The following is a 19,031-nucleotide window of genomic DNA, read 5'->3' as shown; positions in this document are numbered from 1 at the left end:
TTAATGATATTATAGTTTTCTTTAGTTTTATTGTCAAGGTATCAATGTAATAAATTTATATATTGAATCATCAAATCATCAAACACAAATAAAGAACTGACAGTTTTCCGATCACTGACAGTTCTTTATACTTAAAAGGAGGAAAAATGAAAAAATTAAGTTTGTTTAGCATTGTTTGCTGGCTGTGGTATGTATATATAGTATCACATTTCCATCTATATTATAATGCCATTTATAAACAAAAATCATACATTCTAAAAAATAATTTTTATACAATATCACGGACCAAGCTACACCAATGCTTTTACAATAGTAACTAGTATATTGTATACACATTTATATGGTACAAATAAAAATATCCGGTCAATATAATATGAACCGGATAAAAATAAATAAGGCCGATCATTCCGCTCTATCGGCCTTCAAATTTTTAATATATTAATATATATTAAAAGGAGGAAAAATGAAAAAATTAAGTTTGTTTAGCATTGTTTGCTGGCTGTGGTATGTATATATAGTACCACATTCACACCAATATTATAATGCCATTTATAAACAAAAATCATACATTCTAAAAAATAATTTTTATACAATATCACGAACCCAGTAATATTAAGGCTTACATAAATCTATTATGAATATTGTATACAAGCCTCCAAGCATATATGCACTATTCATAACACAACAGTCATTGAACAACAAAGCAAAGGGACAGTCGGAAAATACTGTAAAATTGCTTCATCGGTCAGTCGCAAAGCACGGGGACGGAGCTTCAGCTTCACCAAAACCAGGTGCAGCAGTAGCTCCGTCCCCATCCTTCATTCCTTCTATATGCTAAAACGGACTTTATCAGTGGTTTCGGATGGTTCTTCTATTTCACTTGCAGCAAGCAAAAACAGTCGAACCATCCCTACATTAATATTTTTTATCTATTAATAGTTCTCTCTCTTATGGTAATGAGTATGAAGTAACTTATGAGATTTGTGTCCGCATGGCTCACCTAAGTATTCTTCATATAATTTCTTGATGAATGGATTTTCATGAGACTTTCTAATTGCCAAGCTTTGGTCTTCATCATAGATTGCCTTGGCTCTTGCAGCTCTCAAGTCAATATCCATTCTAACCTTCGCAGACTGTATTGGCTGTCCGCCTCCGGTTACGCAGCCGCCTGGGCACCCCATTACTTCAATAAACTCATATTGGGCTTCTCCAGCTTTTATCTTATCCAAAAGCTTTCTTGCATTTCCAAGACCGTGAGCAACAGCAGCTCTAACGGTAACACCGCTCAATTCCACCGTTGCCTCTTTAACACCTTCAATACCTCTAACAACATTATACTCAATATTATCTATTGATTTTCCGGCAAGAATTTCTGCAACAGTTCTTAAAGCGGCTTCCATAACACCACCGGTCGCACCAAATATTACTGCCGCTCCTGTAGCTTCGCCAAATGGATTATCAAAACTTTCATCAGGCAGACTTACAAAGTCAAGTCCTGATTCTTTAATCATTCTTGCAAGTTCTCTTGTGGTGATAACTACATCTACATCGGGAGTTCCTGTTGCAGCCAACTCTTCTCTACTGCTTTCAAACTTCTTTGCAGTACATGGCATCACAGAAACTACATATATATTCGAAGGGTCGATCCCTTCTTTTTCAGCATAATAGGATTTAATAACTGCACCAAACATTTCATGTGGTGATTTGCATGAAGACAGATTATCCAGGAAATCCGGGTAATTATGTTCACAGAATTTAATCCATCCCGGGCTGCATGAAGTAATGAGCGGTAAATTTTTACCTTCTTTCAATCTGCCTAATAATTCTGTTCCTTCTTCCATGATAGTTAAGTCTGCAGCAGTATCGGTATCAAACACTTTTGCGAAACCAAGTCTTCTTAATGCCGCTGCCATCTTACCGGTGACTCTGGTTCCGATTGGCATACCAAACTCTTCACCAAGCGCAACTCTTACAGCCGGCGCTGTTTGAACCACTACATGTTTAGTTTCGTCTGCCAAAGCGGCCCACACTCTATCGGTATCATCTTTTTCTCTTAATGCACCTACAGGACATGCAACAATACACTGTCCGCACATTGCGCACGGTACTTCATTCAACGTTTTATTGAAAGCAGAAGCAACAATGGTTTTAAATCCTCTTTCCTGCGCATCGATTACCGATACGGTCTGTACGTTTTTACAGACGCTCACACATCTTCTGCATAAAATACATTTATTGGGATCTCTCACTATTGAAGGAGAAAGATCATCTAATGGAAGTTGAGGGTTCTCTCCTTCAAATCTTATATCCTGCACATTTAAGTCTTCTGCCATCTTCTGCAGTTCACAATTTCTATTTCTGATACAAGTCAAGCATTTTCTATCATGATTGGAAAGAATCAATTCCAAAGTTACCTTTCTTGATTCCCTAACCGCCGGTGTATTGGTTTTAATTTCCAAACCTTCTGAAACCGGGTATACACATGCAGCCTGCAAACTTCTTGCACCCTTCACCTCAACAACACACATTCTGCAAGCACCAATCTCATTAACATCTTTTAAATAGCAAAGTGTCGGAATATCTATATTAGCACTTCTGGCAGCCTGAAGAATGGTATATTCCTTTGGCACCTGAAGCTTTTGACCGTTAATTGTTATATTTACCATTTCCATCTTCCACATCCCCCTTCTATTAGTGATTCTTGAATATTGCCTTAAATGGACATTTTTCCATACAAACGCCGCACTTAATACATTTATCCGCATCTATGGTATAAGGTTTCTTTCTTTCTCCACTGATTGCACTTACCGGACATTGTTTTGCGCAGATACCGCAGCCTTTACATAATTCTGCATCTATTGTATATGCCAACAACGATTTACATACGCCGGCCGGACATTTCTTATCCTTTACATGGGCTTCATATTCATGTCTAAAATATCTTAATGTACTAAGGATTGGATTTGGAGATGTTTGTCCAAGTCCGCATAATGCTGAAGTCTTAATATTTTTACAAAGCACTTCAAGATTATCGATATCTTCCATAGTACCATTACCATTGGTAATCTTCTCAAGGATTTCATACATTCTCTTGGTTCCGATTCTACATGGTGAACATTTACCACAGGATTCATCAACAGTAAATTCCAGGAAGAATTTCGCGATATCCACCATACAAGTGTCCTCATCCATAACGATCAATCCGCCGGAACCCATCATCGAACCTATGCTGATCAATGAATCATAATCAATAGGAATATCAATCAATTCTGCCGGGATACATCCGCCTGAAGGTCCGCCGGTCTGTGCGGCTTTGAATTTCTTGCCGTTCGGAACGCCGCCCCCGATTTCTTCAATGATTTCTCTAAGGGTTGTACCCATGGGAATTTCAACAAGTCCTGTGTTATTGATCTTACCACCTAAAGCAAATACCTTAGTACCTTTGCTCTTTTCAGTACCAATGCTGCTGAACCATTCAGCGCCTTTTAGAATAATCATCGGGATATTCGCATATGTTTCAACATTATTCAATAATGTTGGCTTGCCCCACAGTCCTTTTATAGCCGGGAATGGAGGTCTTGGTCTCGGTTCTCCTCTGTGTCCTTCAATAGAAGTCATCAGCGCTGTTTCTTCTCCGCAAACAAATGCACCGGCACCTAATCTTATTTCAAGATCGAAACTGAAATCTGTACCGAAGATGTTATTTCCTAATAAACCGTACTCTTTTGCTTGCCTGATTGCAATTTCCAATCTCTTAACTGCAATAGGATATTCCGCTCTAATGTAGATATATCCTTGATTTGCCCCTACAGCATATCCGGCAATAGACATCGCTTCAATAATGCTGTGCGGATCACCTTCCAAAACACTTCTATCCATAAACGCACCAGGGTCACCTTCGTCCGCATTACATGCGACATATTTCTGGTCTCCCTGCGCCTTTGCTGTAAAGTCCCATTTCAAACCGGATGGGAAACCACCGCCCCCTCTACCTCTGAGGCCGGATTTTTTAATCGTGTCGATAACATCTTCAGGCTTCATTTCGGTTAACACTTTTCCAAGTGCTTTATATCCGTCAAAAGCAATATATTCATCGATCACTTCAGGATTGATGACACCACAATTTCTTAATGCGACTCTCAACTGTTTCTTGTAAAAATCAACCTCATTCAGTGATTTTACAGTATCATCTTCAGTAATTGTTTCTTTATATAATAATCTTTTTACAATACGGCCCTTCAACAAGTGCTCCTCTACGATTTCTTTCACATCTTCAGGTTTTACCATACTGTAGAAAGAACCTTCAGGATATACGATCACAATCGGTCCTAACGCACACAATCCGAAACATCCGGTCTTAATTACTTTTACTTCTTTTTCTATATCATTTTTAGCAAGCTGCGCTTCCATTTCCTTAATGATTTTTTCACAACCTGAGGAAGTACATCCTGTACCGCCGCAGACTAGAACATGAGATCTTACTAATTCCATTGAAAACCCTCCTTCTCACAAATTATTTATCTGCTGCCCCTATAGTATATTGTATACACGCATTGCCGTTAACAATGTGCTCATTTACGATTTGCACTGCTTTTTCAGGTGTCATCTTAACATAGGTTACCTTTTCCTGACCCGGAACATAAACTTCAACAACCGGTTCCAAACGACATACTCCGATACATCCGGTTTGAGTAACAATTACATTTTGAAGGTTTCTTTTAGCTACTTCTTCCATAAATGAGTTTAATACCGGTCTTGCACCTGCTGCAATACCACAAGTAGCCATCCCAACAACAATCCTAATTCCTTCTTCACGTTCTTTTCTTAAGTTTACTTTATCTAATGTTTTCTTTCTGATTGCTTCCAACTCCGCTAAACTTTTCATTATAATACACCCCCATATAAACTTTTTATCTGTTCATTCAAATATTGCCTCATCCAAGAAACCACTTCGGTATTATTGATCTCAACACCTTCAATCATCTGCTTGATTTCACGGGTATCAAACCAGAACTCACTTTTATTGACAGCATGCCGATATATAAAATCTATGTGCGGGTTACACATCACCAGCGTCAATAAAGTTTCACTCATATCTCCTAAAGGAACTCTGTCAATATGACTATAAATAAAAGTCACTTTTACCTCTGTCCCTTTTCCAAGTGTAGAAGATATGTTCATTTGTCCTCCACATAATTCGGCAGCAGATTTTAGTAAAGATAATCCTAACCCAACTTTGCGAGTTGTCCGCGTAGTAACAAAAGGGTCAGATACGGTTTTTAGTGTTTCGGATGACATACCTCTACCATTATCTTTTATATCAATTCCTAACAAATCCGACGCCACATCCTCTTGAATATCTATCTCTATTAGTGTTGCGCCAGCAGATATGGAATTCTGAACAATATCCAATATATGCAGTGACAGTTCCCTCATTCTTAATTTTCCTTATTACTTCATGTATTTTTCCAAAATTCCTTCGATATCCTCAACGACAAGTCGTCCATATACATCATCATTAACTGTCATTACCGGAGCCAATCCACACGCTCCAATACAACGTGTCGCATCCAATGAGAACATGCCATCTTCAGAACACTCACCCACATCGATGCCAATCTTCTCTTTCACCTTGTCAATAATCGGTCCGGCTCCTTTAACATAACAAGCGGTTCCCAGACATACACCGATTTTGTATTTTCCTTTTGGATTAAGAGAGAATTGGGTGTAGAAAGTAACTACGCCATAGATTTCTGTTAAAGGCACTTCCAGTCCTTGGGAAATCATTTTTTGAACTTCCATCGGTAGATAGCCGTATATTTCTTGTGCCTCATGAAGAACAGGAATCAGCGCGCCTTTTTGGCCTTTGTGCTTTTGGATAACCTCATATAACTTTTGTTCTTGTTCTTTTGTGCCTACACAAGTACAGCATTTTTGCTCACTCATTGTAAACCCTCCTTATACTTTTAAAATGAATTGTTATTATATTAACATATATTGTTATAAAATTAACGCACACCCTATATAATATTATATCAACTTATTGTTAATAAATCTACATTTTGAACAAAATTTTTTTTATTTTACAATATTATTTTTTACCTTAAGGTAAGATATCATTGATTCTGCTGATTTATCCACTAAATCGACCCACTCATCCGCTTCAGAAATTTCAAATAAATGATGTGCATCTGAATTAGTAATACTCTTATATCTGATAAGATCAGGATTTTTTCTGAGGAACTCATCCTTATCGCAATGTTTTGATATTTCTATGGTTGCAAATCCCATTTCCTCAGATATAAAACCAAGATTAGATATGATACTAAAAGACTGCCTGTCGACATGTGAAGGAACAACAACTCCACCCAGCTTTTCAACTTCCGCTTTAATGCGATTGATTGGCAAAGACGTTGCCGTCAGCAGGAGCCTGTTCTGATAGCCAATGATTTCATCCTTGCTATCATACAGTTCTTGGCTTCCAAATATATCAGGCCTGTTTTCAATATTCGGCATATGCCGATTTATTAGTTTTTCCATTTCCTTCACTGCATAGATATCACAAAAGTAACATAACACATGAACCTCTTCTGAAGATTCTATCTCCATTCCGGGAATCACCGTCAAATCCTTGCCCTTTGCGCATTCCATGATAGACTGTATATTTCCTGCCGCATTATGGTCCGTAATTGAAATAAAATCAAGACCCTTCAGTATCGCCATATTTACTATATTATTGGGAGTCATATCACGATCTGCACAAGGAGACAATGCAGTATGAATATGGAGATCTACAGAATATCTCATTTTAACCTCCGTAAAAAAAATAATAATGCAGTATAATCAGTTCATCTTAAACTCACTGCACTGAAGCAACTGCTGTACGATATCAAATGAACTTAAAGATGCAGACAGCAGCGGTATGTCCTCCATATTTGCCTTTTCTATTGTTAAACTATCAACTTCAATATCCTCCGGTATAACAATACATGCAACTTCAGTGAGAACTGCCACAGCCACAATATTAACATTTGTCTGTACAGTAATCCACATATTGTCTTTCTGAGCATGCGACATCACCCAACTTAATAAGTCGCAAACGTAGCATCCCTTAACCTCTTTTCCTACTCCTCCTTCTCCAGCTATCATTTTAAGACCTAATTGCTCAACCAATTCCTTTACTTTCAATTTTTTCCCTCCCCCTAAAAAAGCATTTTATGATTCTTTCTATATAAATGATACAAAGTACCTTACATGAAAGGCTTTACTTAGTATTCTTTATTGATAAATTCTATTCTTCATTTCTTCTGAAAGGCGGCGGCATTTTACCCTCCAACTCAATCATTTCTTTAGCCAACATACTTACTTGATCCCTAAGTGTAAATATACAGTCGGTTTCGGTTGCAAATCCCCGCACAATATCTTCTGCCAATGAACGGCAGCTAGGAGCACCGCATGAACCGCAATCCAACCCCGGCAATTTCTCATAGATGCTTTCAATGGTTTCCATCTTCTTCATTGCTTCAGCCATATTGTCATCAAGTTTCATAATCGGCTGATAAGTTATGGGGTTGTTCCAAGAAATGTCTATTGAGTAGAGCTTATCAACATTTTTTACTAAACATTGATTTGCTGTCTTTTTCGCGATTTTTGCCACTCTATTTTTTGCCACAAAGCTGTTTTCCACTGTTAGTGGTCCACCTACACATCCACCTGTACATGAAAGGAGTTCCACAAAGTCTACTTCCGATAACTTTTCGTCCTCTAATTCTTCGAGTACTTTAATCACATTGTGTATCCCATCGACCGCTATATCTTCTTCTCCTTCAAGTGCCGCACTTTCTCCGCCGCTATTGGCCCAGCATATCCCACTCATACCCGCGCATGAAAGCTCTTCTACATCATCTATTTTCCCCAGAATAGCAGCCAGCTTTAAATAAATATCTTTCATAGAAATAACGCCATCAATACATGAAGAATCCAGCGCAACCGGATTTTTTGAATCCGTAACCTTTGCCGCACAAGGAGATATGAAGAACACGCCTATATCATTCTTACTATATCCTGTTGTTTTTTCCGCAATCTGCTTGGCCATATGTGCGGCAACTTCCATAGGTGATTTCACAGGCATCACATTTTCGATAAGATTCGGAAATCTTACTCTTATTAGTCTAACAACTGCCGGGCAAGCAGAAGAAATGACAGGTTTTTTTACCCTCTCCGATTTTATAAATTGCTTTGATGCATCGGATACAACCTCAGCAGCCAACGCAACTTCAAAAACATCATCAAAGCCTATCCGTTTTAGTCCTGTAAGAATGAGATTAATATCCCATACATTTTTAAACTGTCCATAGAGGGTTGGCGCCGGCAATGCGATTTTATATTTATAATTAAATATGTCTTCAAACGGATCGGTAATCGCTTTTTTGGCATGATATGGGCATACCCTTATACACTCTCCGCAATCAATGCATCGCTCTTTAATAATCTTGGCTTTCCCATTTCTTACTCTGATAGCTTCTGTTGGGCACCGTTTAATACAATTGGTACATCCTTTACATTTTTCTTTATCCAATGTAACAGAATGAAAATACTCAGGCATATCAATCACGCTCTCTGTTTTTAATAATTGTTTACAGTTTTTCTAGTTCACGGTTCACGGTTTACGGTTTACGGTTTACAATAATAGAAGTTAATCAAGTTATGATAGTGTTTATGGGCCGATCTGGAATCCGCCCTATATTTAGGGCTGTTAAAAGATTGAATGCAGAATCATTGCAGCTTTGAAGTTTGGTTATCTATCTAACTATATAAAAGCCTAACCAAAACTATTGATACTATGTTATTTTGACTATCATTTCGACCTTTGTTCCTTTACCTATTTCCGAAGTAATATCCATATGATCGGTATATTTTTTCATATTTGGCAGCCCCATACCTGCTCCAAATCCAAGCTCCCGGATTGTATCAGGAGCAGTTGAATATCCTTCCTTCATAGCTAATGTGATATCAGGAATACCCGGCCCTTCATCTTGAAGTACGATTTTAACTTGCTCAGGAGAAATATCCACATCGGCAATTCCTCCATATGCATGAATCACCATATTGATTTCCCCTTCATACATTGCAATAGATACTTTACGTATTGTTTCCGGACTTACTCCTAATTGCTTTAATATCTTTTTTACGTTACTGGATGCTTCTCCTGCTAAAGAAAAGTCCTCGCCGTTAATTTCATAATGCAACGAAATAACATTTTTACTATTTTTCATGTTGGTATTTCAACCCCTTAGACCAGCACTGTATAATAATCCGCAGGCAGTATATAATGGATAAGCCGTAGTAAACAATACCATCTCTTTATCTTTAGCGAGTTTTAACATTTCACCTTCAGGTGCCTTGCCTCTTACAAAAATGATAACTCTGATATCCATCATTTCTGCTGTTCTTACAACCTGTGGATTAACAAGGCCGGTTAACAAAAGTCCTTGATCTTTAACAAATGCCAAAACGTCACTCATCAGGTCACATCCGCAGGCCGATTTGACTTCCATATCGAGATACTCATCACCGGTTAATACCTGTGCATTTAAAATCTCTCTAACTTGACTTAACCTCATAAAAACATCCCTTTCAGAAAAATTGAAATATCTATTTAAAATAAGGGGAAATAAAAATTCTTGCTATTAAATAACCTAACAAAATAGAAACCAATGGAATGAATATAAAAAAATAAAAGATTATCCGCATTTTTAATTCTTTTTGTAATTTATATTTTTTTAGCCTGTTTAATCTCAAGTATTTTGCCCTCTCTCTTTTGTTTAGTAAAAATGTGAGTATATTGAGATTATACCATATTCTTATAGAATTCAAAACAAAAAGCGGAAAATATAAAAATCAAATATTTTTTAAAGCTCCATAGGATGCTTCTATGGTTTTTTCAATATCTTCATCGGTATGGGCGATAGATACAAACATTGCTTCATATTGTGACGGTGCAATATAAATCCCCGTTTGCAGCATATTTCTAAAATACCTTGCGAACTTTTGAGTATCTGATGTAACGGCGCTTTTGTAATCCTTTACTTTTTCTCCGGTAAAGAACATACACAACATTGAACCGACTCTGTTAAAGCTCATTGGCAACGCAAGCTGCCCGATATGTTCTTTCAGACCTTCTTCCAGTTGTTTCGATTTACGCTCCAATTCCTCGTATATAGACGGATTTTCTTTTAACATTGTCAGAGTTTCCAATCCTGCAGCCATAGCGATAGGATTTCCTGATAGAGTTCCTGCCTGATACACCGGTCCGACAGGAGAAACTTTTTCCATAATCTCTCTTTTCCCACCGTAAGCCCCTACCGGAAGTCCTCCACCGATAATCTTCCCAAATGTAGTCAAGTCCGGCGTAATATTGTATAATCCTTGGGCACACTGCAGCGAGACTCTGAATCCGGTCATGACTTCATCAAATATAAGAAGTGCGCCATACTGTGTGGTAATATCACGCAATCCTTTTAAAAATCCTCCTTCCGGTACAACCACGCCCATATTACCTGCTACCGGCTCGATGATCACCGCCGCGATCTCTTCACCAAACTTTTCAAAAAGTTGTTTAACTTCTTCCAAATTATTATAAGAAGCGGACAGCGTATGCTTTGCAAAATCAGCCGGAACACCGGGACTATCGGGAACACCGAAAGTCAGCGCGCCTGACCCTGCCTTAATCAGCAAGCTATCCGAGTGACCGTGATAACAACCTTCGAATTTAATAATTTTATTTCGTCCGGTATACCCTCTGGCCAGCCGTATGGCACTCATAGTGGCTTCAGTACCTGAGTTTACCATCCTTACCAACTCTATCGATGGAATCAACTCGCAAATCAACCGTGCTAACTTTATTTCCGCTTCAATGGGCGCACCAAAACTCGTTCCTTTTTCAGCCACAGCGGTAATGGCATTGATTACACGTTCATGGGCGTGACCTAAAATCATCGGTCCCCATGAGCCTACATAGTCAATATACTCATTTCCATCTTCATCATATATTTTAGATCCTTTTGCGCTCTTAATAAAAGGCGGAACCAGTCCAACAGATTTAAATGCTCTTACCGGGCTATTTACCCCCCCCGGAATAAATCTCTTAGCTTCATCAAACAACATTTCTGAACGATTATATTGCATACATCCCGTCCTCCTTCATCCATCTTGCAACATCTTTGGCATAATAGGTTATAATCATGTCAGCGCCTGCTCTCTTAATGGAAGTAAGCATTTCCAGCGCAGCTTTTTTCTCATCCAGCCATCCCATCTTAGCAGCCGCTTTTAACATAGCGTATTCACCGCTAACATTGTAAGCAGCCACCGGTATTTTACATCCCCGTTTTACTTCATTGATGATATCCAGATAGGACAAGGCAGGCTTAACCATGACGATGTCTGCTCCTTCTTCTATATCCAACTCCACTTCTTTTAATGCCTCCAGCTTATTGGCAGGGTCCATCTGATAGGTTTTCCGGTCTCCAAACTGCGGAGTGGAAGAAGCTGCCTCTCTAAAAGGTCCGTAAAAGGCAGACGCATATTTTGCACTATACGCCATAATGGCGGTATTCGTAAATTTATTCTTATCAAGTATTTTTCTTATAGCCGCCACCCTTCCGTCCATCATATCCGATGGTGCTACCATATCGGCGCCTGCTTGCACATGCGATAACGCTGTTTGCGCAATTAAATCCAGTGTGGAATCATTATCCACATCACCATTTTTGATGCGCCCGCAGTGACCGTGGCTGGTATACTCGCATAGACAAACATCGGTTACTACTAAAATATCTTTGTTCATCTTCTTTATGCATCTTACTGCCTTTTGTACAATACCATCTTCCGCAAACGCACCCGAGCCTATCTTATCCTTTTGATCGGGTATACCAAACAAAAGCACTGCTCTTATTCCCAAGCTGCACAACTCTTCAATCTCATCATGAAGCATATCGAGAGATAAATGATAGCAGCCCGGCAAAGAGGATATCTCTTTTTTTACCCCCTCTCCTTCAACGACAAACAGCGGATATATAAAATCATCTCCGGTTAAAACGGTTTCTTTTACCAGACTCCTGATATTCTGATTAGCTCTCAGCCTTCTTGGTCTTTTAGGAATATTCATATTTTCACCCCACAAACTTCTAGAATTTTGTCCATTAAATCTTCCATCGTTGCATTGGACGCAGTCGCTGTCACCTTTAGTCCAAAGGATACCGCAGTTTCGGTTGTCATGGGCCCTATGGAACATATTTGCGCATTCCCAATATCGGCTCCCGCTATTCTTACGAAATTTTCAACTGCAGAAGAACTGGCGAATGTAATGATATCAATTTTACCGCTTTTTATATCTTCTATGATATCCGGATCTACTTCATAATTCGGTTCTGTTCTATACGCATCTACCTTATGAATTGTCCCGCCTTTCCCTTCAACACAGTTAATGATGGTATCCTTCGCCAAATTAGATGTAGGGAACAGTACCTTATCTCCCCTTGTAATGTATTCACTCAGAACTTTAACTGCTTCACTGCTGTTAAATACATTAGGCACAGCATCAATATTCAATCCCATACGCTCAACCTTTGCTTTTGTTTTAGCCCCGATTGCAAAAATCTTTATATTTCCCAGTGCTCTAATATCTATTTTATGATATCTCATTCTATTAAAGAAGCCATCTACACCATTGACACTGGTAAATATCAGCCAGTTGTATATATTAAGCCTCTGTAAGGCGTCATCAAGTTCCGTATGACTAAGCGGCTCTTCAATAGTGATTGTAGGAAATTCCACCGCATCACCACCTAACGCTTCAATTTTATCTGTTAGCTGCGAAGCTTGAGAAACCGTTCTTGTTACAAGTATTCTTTTCCCGAACAATGGCTTTAAGGACAACCACTCCAATTCCTTTTGAAGCGTCACTACTTCTCCGATCACAAGAACCGAAGGAGAGGTGATATTTTTTTCCTTGACGATATCCTCAATGCTTTCAATGGTTCCTGCGGCAGTCCTCTGTCTTGATGTAGTCCCCCAGTGAATAACCGCAGCGGGAGTAGCAGGTGCTTTACCGTTTTTAATCAAATTTCGGGTAATTGTCCCTATGTTTTTCATCCCCATCAAAAATACCAGCGTACCCTTAAGTTTAGCCAAAGCAGCATAATCAACATCCTGCTTTCCATCTTCTTCATGTCCGGTAATCACATGTACGGAGGTGCTAAAATCACGATGTGTTACCGGAATGCCCGCATAGGCAGGACAAGCATAGAAAGAGGATATTCCCGGAACGATTTCAAAGTCTGCTCCGTGCTGCCGGATATATTCCGCTTCTTCTCCGCCACGTCCGAAAATAAAAGGGTCTCCGCCTTTCAATCGAACGACTATCTTCCCTTCATTGGCTTTTTGTATCAAAACATCATTAATTTGATCTTGTGTCAATGTGTGATGATTTGGTTTTTTCCCGACATATACCAATTCACAACCTGTGGGTCTGTATTTTAAAATCTTCTTATTTACCAGTCTGTCATAGACTAAGACCTCCGCTTTTTGTATTAATTCAAGCGCCTTAAGTGTAATTAATTTGTAGTCACCGGGTCCTGCGCCTACCAAGTATACTTTTCCTTTTTTCATTTGATATACCTCCAACATCATTACCCATTAAACTTAGCTAATATTTTTTCAGCCAGTGCTATGCCCAGTTCTTCGGGATGGTCAATATCACCTTCGGTATATTCTTTCACCATGTGATCCCTATACAACATACCGTGCATTTTCAAAGTGTTCTCTTCTAAACATGCATAGGCACCGATAGGAACATGACATCCTCCATTTAATCTTGCTAAAAAAGCTCTTTCTGCTTGTAAACATATAAAAGCATGATCATCATGTACAGTTTTTAACATTTCCTGGGAAATATTATCATCATCTCTCGTTTCTATTCCTAAAATCCCCTGTCCCACGGCAGGAATAAATTGGTCAGATTCAAAATACTCCGTCACTTGGTACTCAAGACCTGCGCGCTTTAATCCTGCGGCAGCAAGCACGATCGCATCGAAGTCTGATTTTACTTTATTCAGTCTGGTGAGAATATTCCCGCGCAAGGGCACAATATGAATATCCGGCCTCATTTGCAGGATCTGTACCTGTCTTCTAAGACTGCTTGTGCCAACCACAGCACCTGCCGGCATCTCCATGATTTTCTTACCTGTTCTGGACACCAACACATCCCTGGCGTCTTCCCTGCATGATACCGCAGCGATTCTTAACCCGTCAGGCATTTCTACAGGTACATCCTTCATACTATGTACCGCCATATCAATGGTTCCCTGTAGAAGCTCATGCTCAATTTCTTTGACAAACAAGCCTTTTCCTCCGATTTTATCCAACGTTACATCCAGAATCTTATCCCCTTTGGTTTTAATGATCTTGATTTTACATTCAATCTCAGGAAAAACCTCTTTCAATTTAGCTATGACCCATTCGGTTTGTTTTAACGCCAAGTCACTTCCCCTGGAACCCAGTACTACTGTCTTGTTCATTGTAATACTCCTCAAATGTCTCATTTATTTTTTGTTCATAAATTTCTATCCCTTTACTCAATGCAATTTGAATCATATCATCCTCGATAACCTTATCAAATAATTCTTTCCTGACTTGATCATTCTTTATGCTGCAAAGCGCTTTTTGTCTCAGTTGCCCCAAACAGTTCAATATGGCGCTATATCTTCCGTCATATTGTTTTTCTAATTGTTTTTTGATCCTTTGCGTAAGCTTCGGAAAAGCTCCCCCGGTTGAAATTGCGATAGACAGGTCTCCATCTTGATAAACGGCAGGAGATATAAATGAAGAGTTTGGAACATCATCTCCACAATTTAAAAGTATATTCATCTTGTGTGCATCCTTTGCCACCGCTGCATTTATCTCTTTACTGTCTGTTTCCGCAAAGACAATAAAAGCATTACCAAGGTCATCCGATGTGTATGACTTTCTTTTTAAAGTAACCATTCCTTTTAAAGACAGTTGTTCGATTTCATCGGTAAACCAAGGGCTGACTACTTCAATGTCAGCGCCATATTGGCAGAGTGCCTTTATTTTCCTGCAAGCAACCTTCCCGCCGCCTACCACAACGCATTTTCGACCTTGAATATTTATAAATATCGGGTAGAAGCTCATAATCATATACACCTCTACTTGTTAAATACTTCTTTTAAAAATTCGTTTACACTTTTATTTTGACATTCTACTTTTGTATTTTCCATAATAGGATTCACAATACTATCGATAGAGTTCTTCAGTATTTTATACATGACTGCTTTCTGTCTTTCATCTGAAATTTTCATTTTCTTAACAGCATATTGATACTGCCTTTCCAATATGCTTCTGCCATAGATATGCACGTTTTTTATGTCTTGTATACTTTCATATCTTGCCAGCCACTCCATGAATCCGTTATAGTAGCAATCAATAATACGCTGTGCACCTATTGAATCATCTAAGCGTTTTTTCAGGTTTCTTTTCACAACCTTATCAAGATCATCTATGGTGAACAAGTGAATACCCTTCATGCAGCCAATTTCTTTTTCTATATCTCTTGGGACAGCCAAGTCAAGTAAGCAGAGTTCTTTATCTTCATTCTTTGCAATACGCAGCATTTCATAAGTAATCGTATAATGGGGACTACTGGTACAAGAGATGACCACATCAATATCATTAATATATTCATAGCGCCTTTCGTAAGAGATAGTCACCGCACCGGATACTTCTTTCTGAAATTGTACTGCGTGATGGTGTGTTCTATTTGTCATCATAATATTATTTACACCCGAACATATAAGCTTTTTTACCGCCAATCTACCCATTTTTCCCGTGCCGATTACCAATACCTTTTTATCTTGTATCTTTCTTTCAAAATAATCTTCAATAAATTTTACGCCTATCGAACTGATAGAAAGTGAACTTTTTGATATTCCCGTCTTGCTTTTTACTTCTTTAGATGCTGTGACAGCAGTAAAAAACAGGCGATTCAATACTGCTGACGTATGTTTCGCATGCATGGCCTCTCTATGAGCGGTCTTAATTTGCCCTAATATTTGGTCCTCACCAATCACTAAAGACTTAAGACCACAAGCAACATCAAATAGGTGTAGTATAGCCTGCTCGCCATATTTATAATAGCTATACTTTCTAATATCCGTTTCATCTATTCCATGAAAATTCGCATAAAAATCAAATAGTATTTTCTGACCAATATCAATTTCTGAAACCTGACAGTATATTTCACTTCTATTACACGTAGACAATATTATAAATCCATCAACACCAAGCTGCGTATTAAGATAATCACACGCCTGCGAATATTTTCCGGACGTATATGAGGCTTTTTCGCGAATTTCAATCGGTGTTAAATGGTCAATTCCCATCACAACTATATTCATTTCATTCCCACTTTTCTATATCACTGTTATTCATCTTCTATTTAGAAATTATAACACTTATTTTATATGTAAACAATGTACATTCCCTGATTGGTATAAATAATCCTATTATTTCATAAATCGTCCAATGTTAGCTGCATGGAAAAATGCATCATAATAATAAATACTTATTTTTTTTTTTGAGATATTTTGTGATATAATGATATGCAATGATTGTATTATGGGAGGTAACTATGAGCTTACGAAACTTATGGAATAAGGACATTAGAATTAAAGCTTCTAACAACAAAGAAACGAGAGAATTCACCATATTTTATCCTGCACAAAAAGGTAAGATTGTTCCTATAGGCCAAAAGCTGCTTTTAAATATATTAAGTTATTCGGATATCATTGTACACATTGATACCGGCTTAAGCTTTAATAAAGAAGCAACTACATGGGATTATTCGGCAGCTGTCAGAAATACCTTGAGCGCCTTAGCCGTTCATTTTGAATATCGTACTTATAAAGCAGCTTCCAGCCGCGGTGTTCTAGGAGGTATCGTGAATCTTAATAACAAGAAAACCACCCACGAAGTCATGACCTTTCAATTATGCAAAGGCTTTAATTATACCGACTTACTGCATGCAATTGCTCAGATAGGCGGCTTTATATATGTTCTTCCGGAACACTCCGAGAAGCAGAAATATATCCTAAAAGTATTTAATGAAAAAATCGAAGAAGACCACGAAAAGTTAGCCCTATTCGAGTATATCCTGTTTATAAATGACTTTATGGGTCAAACGGTAATACGTACGAAACACCTTGATTTGAAAACAGTGAAGGAAATTTTTAATATAAACGATTAGACTATCCACCATGGATAGTCTAATATAACCTATTTTAGTGCATCTACTTTTTCCTGCAGTGCAGACTTGATATCTGAGAAAGCCTTCCCTTGCTGACTGCAATAATCTTTAATGAGCATGGTTGAATTCGGAAGCTTATCTTCTATCACCGTCTCAATCTCTTCTTTGGACACTCCCCAGTCGAGCAGTTCTTTAAATGTAGTCTGTCCTTTTACCATCTTTTCTGTCGAATTATAATCGCCTTTCGTTTCCTGTTTATCAACAGCCACTGCCTCTGCATCTACTGTTGCTGAAAGCTTATTCAAATCCGCAGTATGGTCATCAAGATATTTTGTCTGTTCTTGCGATAAATCAACCTTATTCTTTAATAACTCCACCGCTGCTTTAGGCAGGTAGGTATCTTCTGATAATTCATAAGGCAGTCCTTTATACATGGCTACAAATAGTCTTACCGATCCGGTCCCTATTTCCATTCCCGCTTGCTGTGCATCTGCATAGATGGTCTCAAGCTCTTTGCATTGAAAGCTTGAAGCGGAAGCATCATCCCGAATCCCGAAAGCCTTCGCCAAATCTTCTACCGGCATATGGAATACTTCGCTAATATCGCCGAAACTATAAGATCCTCTAATATCCGCAGGATTATATTGCCCTGCAAAGGGACCGCTTTGATACTTCGCGGGAACCTTGGAAGATGTGGTTTTCCATAAGCCAAAGGCTTGGCTAATAGCTACTCCACCGAATATCGTAACAATCACAATAACACCTAAGGTAAATGATTTTATCTTCATATTATTTATCCCCCTTCAAAGACATCTGCACCGTATCGGATATAGGACAAGCTGTTTCAGATGTACATTGCATGCAGCTGATACATTGATGATTCCTAACCGCCTTCACGCTTGAGACGCGTATATTCATCGGACATGCACGGTCACACGCACTACACGATATACAGGTGGAAGCATTTCTTTTTATTTTAAATATTCTGAATAAATTGGCAATTCCTAATACAGCCCCATAAGGACACAAGTATTTGCACCATGGCCTCTCAACGAACAGTGATGCTATGATGATCACCATTAACATGATGAATGCCTGTATTGCAACTTCTCCACTCCAAAAGTTGAAAAGCGCATAGTATGGGTCTACATCTGAAAATAATAGTTTTCCTGATGTAGCGGTAATATATATCACCCAAAACAATACCACATAGCGAAGATATCTCAGATAGGTATCAAATTTATAGGAAATAAAGTGGTTATATTTCTTTTTAAAAACCTTTCTCCCTATCCCGCCAATCCATTCCTGGAAGGAACCGAAGGGACAAACCCAACCACAGAATAAAGGTCCGAACCCGATTGCTGCTATAAACATGATTGTCATTAGGACAAATGAAGATTCATGGATTTTTTGGACAAACGTTCCGGTAGTTACCAGCTTATACATGCTGACTACACCGCCAAAGGGGCATATTGCATGAAGAGATGCCGATGATAAAAACGGGATTGTTATTCCTTTTTCAGATAACGTATGATTGATAGATATTAATGCAATCAATATAAAAAAGAAGATCTGTATGCCCACTCGGAACTTATTGCTCTTTCTTTTGATGCTTTTTTTAGCGTCCGAAGAAACTATTGAACTCTTTTGTTGTATATCCAATACTTGCTGACTCATAATCACTGCCTCCGATTAAAATAATTGTTTAGCT

At 38.5% G+C, this 19,031-nt stretch carries 19 protein-coding genes; 1 reads left to right on the top strand and 18 read right to left on the bottom strand.

Annotation, left to right across the window (positions count from 1 at the left end; genetic code table 11):
* Positions 1–932: 932 nt before the first annotated feature.
* The 16 genes from QKW49_RS00185 to hemA all read right to left on the bottom strand — a co-directional run bounded on the left by QKW49_RS00185 (position 933) and on the right by hemA (position 16,472).
* Complete coding sequence (locus tag QKW49_RS00185; protein WP_282865575.1) at positions 933–2,672, bottom strand: NADH-dependent [FeFe] hydrogenase, group A6; 1,740 nt, start codon at positions 2,670–2,672, stop codon at positions 933–935.
* 19 nt (positions 2,673–2,691) lie between these two features.
* Entirely contained in the window at positions 2,692–4,491 is a 1,800-nt protein-coding gene (gene nuoF / locus QKW49_RS00180; RefSeq protein WP_282865574.1) for an NADH-quinone oxidoreductase subunit NuoF, read from the bottom strand.
* A 22-nt stretch (positions 4,492–4,513) separates the two neighbouring features.
* A complete protein-coding gene (locus QKW49_RS00175) occupies positions 4,514–4,885 on the bottom strand; it encodes a (2Fe-2S) ferredoxin domain-containing protein (protein ID WP_282865573.1) in 372 nt (123 codons plus the stop codon).
* Positions 4,885–5,436 (bottom strand): ATP-binding protein, encoded by a 552-nt coding sequence (locus tag QKW49_RS00170; RefSeq protein WP_282865572.1) that lies wholly within the window; start codon positions 5,434–5,436, stop codon positions 4,885–4,887. Before QKW49_RS00170 ends, QKW49_RS00175 begins: the two co-directional genes overlap by 1 nt.
* A gap of 15 nt (positions 5,437–5,451) precedes the next feature.
* Positions 5,452–5,946, bottom strand: coding sequence for an NAD(P)H-dependent oxidoreductase subunit E (locus QKW49_RS00165; protein WP_282865571.1), 495 nt, complete (start codon positions 5,944–5,946; stop codon positions 5,452–5,454).
* 132 nt (positions 5,947–6,078) lie between these two features.
* Positions 6,079–6,807 carry a PHP domain-containing protein gene (locus tag QKW49_RS00160; protein WP_282865570.1) on the bottom strand — a complete coding sequence of 243 codons (729 nt, stop codon included), beginning with the start codon at positions 6,805–6,807 and terminating at the stop codon, positions 6,079–6,081.
* 36 nt (positions 6,808–6,843) lie between these two features.
* Positions 6,844–7,188: a DRTGG domain-containing protein gene (locus QKW49_RS00155; protein ID WP_282865569.1), complete on the bottom strand. Its 345-nt coding sequence runs from the start codon at positions 7,186–7,188 to the stop codon at positions 6,844–6,846.
* A gap of 103 nt (positions 7,189–7,291) precedes the next feature.
* Positions 7,292–8,605 carry a [Fe-Fe] hydrogenase large subunit C-terminal domain-containing protein gene (locus QKW49_RS00150; protein ID WP_282865568.1) on the bottom strand — a complete coding sequence of 438 codons (1,314 nt, stop codon included), beginning with the start codon at positions 8,603–8,605 and terminating at the stop codon, positions 7,292–7,294.
* Positions 8,606–8,840: 235 nt separating this feature from the next.
* Positions 8,841–9,275 carry an ATP-binding protein gene (locus QKW49_RS00145; RefSeq protein ID WP_282865567.1) on the bottom strand — a complete coding sequence of 145 codons (435 nt, stop codon included), beginning with the start codon at positions 9,273–9,275 and terminating at the stop codon, positions 8,841–8,843.
* A 9-nt stretch (positions 9,276–9,284) separates the two neighbouring features.
* Positions 9,285–9,623, bottom strand: coding sequence for a hypothetical protein (locus tag QKW49_RS00140; protein ID WP_282865566.1), 339 nt, complete (start codon positions 9,621–9,623; stop codon positions 9,285–9,287).
* Positions 9,624–9,900: 277 nt separating this feature from the next.
* The gene (gene hemL / locus QKW49_RS00135) at positions 9,901–11,187 is read right to left on the bottom strand and encodes a glutamate-1-semialdehyde 2,1-aminomutase (RefSeq protein ID WP_282865565.1); all 1,287 of its coding nucleotides are present in this window, start codon (positions 11,185–11,187) and stop codon (positions 9,901–9,903) included.
* Entirely contained in the window at positions 11,177–12,160 is a 984-nt protein-coding gene (gene hemB, locus QKW49_RS00130; RefSeq protein ID WP_282868020.1) for a porphobilinogen synthase, read from the bottom strand. The genes hemL and hemB overlap by 11 nt, the downstream gene beginning before the upstream one ends.
* A gap of 2 nt (positions 12,161–12,162) precedes the next feature.
* Complete coding sequence (gene cobA / locus QKW49_RS00125) at positions 12,163–13,668, bottom strand: uroporphyrinogen-III C-methyltransferase (RefSeq protein ID WP_282865564.1); 1,506 nt, start codon at positions 13,666–13,668, stop codon at positions 12,163–12,165.
* A gap of 20 nt (positions 13,669–13,688) precedes the next feature.
* Positions 13,689–14,576, bottom strand: a complete 888-nt coding sequence (gene hemC, locus QKW49_RS00120) for a hydroxymethylbilane synthase (RefSeq protein ID WP_282865563.1) — start codon at positions 14,574–14,576, stop codon at positions 13,689–13,691.
* Positions 14,539–15,216, bottom strand: a complete 678-nt coding sequence (locus QKW49_RS00115) for a bifunctional precorrin-2 dehydrogenase/sirohydrochlorin ferrochelatase (RefSeq protein ID WP_282865562.1) — start codon at positions 15,214–15,216, stop codon at positions 14,539–14,541. Before QKW49_RS00115 ends, hemC begins: the two co-directional genes overlap by 38 nt.
* An 8-nt stretch (positions 15,217–15,224) precedes the next feature.
* A complete protein-coding gene (hemA, locus tag QKW49_RS00110) occupies positions 15,225–16,472 on the bottom strand; it encodes a glutamyl-tRNA reductase (protein ID WP_282865561.1) in 1,248 nt (415 codons plus the stop codon).
* 233 nt (positions 16,473–16,705) lie between these two features.
* Between hemA and QKW49_RS00105 the strand changes: the two genes are divergently transcribed.
* A complete protein-coding gene (locus QKW49_RS00105; RefSeq protein ID WP_282865560.1) occupies positions 16,706–17,320 on the top strand; it encodes a hypothetical protein in 615 nt (204 codons plus the stop codon).
* A gap of 29 nt (positions 17,321–17,349) precedes the next feature.
* On the opposite strand, the gene QKW49_RS00100 is transcribed toward QKW49_RS00105, so the two are convergent.
* Both QKW49_RS00100 and QKW49_RS00095 read right to left on the bottom strand, forming a co-directional pair.
* On the bottom strand, positions 17,350–18,108 hold the full coding sequence (locus QKW49_RS00100) for a hypothetical protein (RefSeq protein WP_282865559.1): 759 nt from the start codon (positions 18,106–18,108) through the stop codon (positions 17,350–17,352).
* A gap of 1 nt (position 18,109) precedes the next feature.
* Positions 18,110–18,997: a 4Fe-4S binding protein gene (locus tag QKW49_RS00095; RefSeq protein ID WP_282865558.1), complete on the bottom strand. Its 888-nt coding sequence runs from the start codon at positions 18,995–18,997 to the stop codon at positions 18,110–18,112.
* Positions 18,998–19,031: the final 34 nt, after the last annotated feature.

Source organism: Petroclostridium sp. X23, assembly GCF_030013905.1.
Lineage (GTDB): Bacteria > Bacillota > Clostridia > SK-Y3 > SK-Y3 > X23.
The sequence above is the reverse complement of the archived record's forward strand: the minus strand, read 5'-3'. Positions and strand labels throughout refer to the sequence as shown.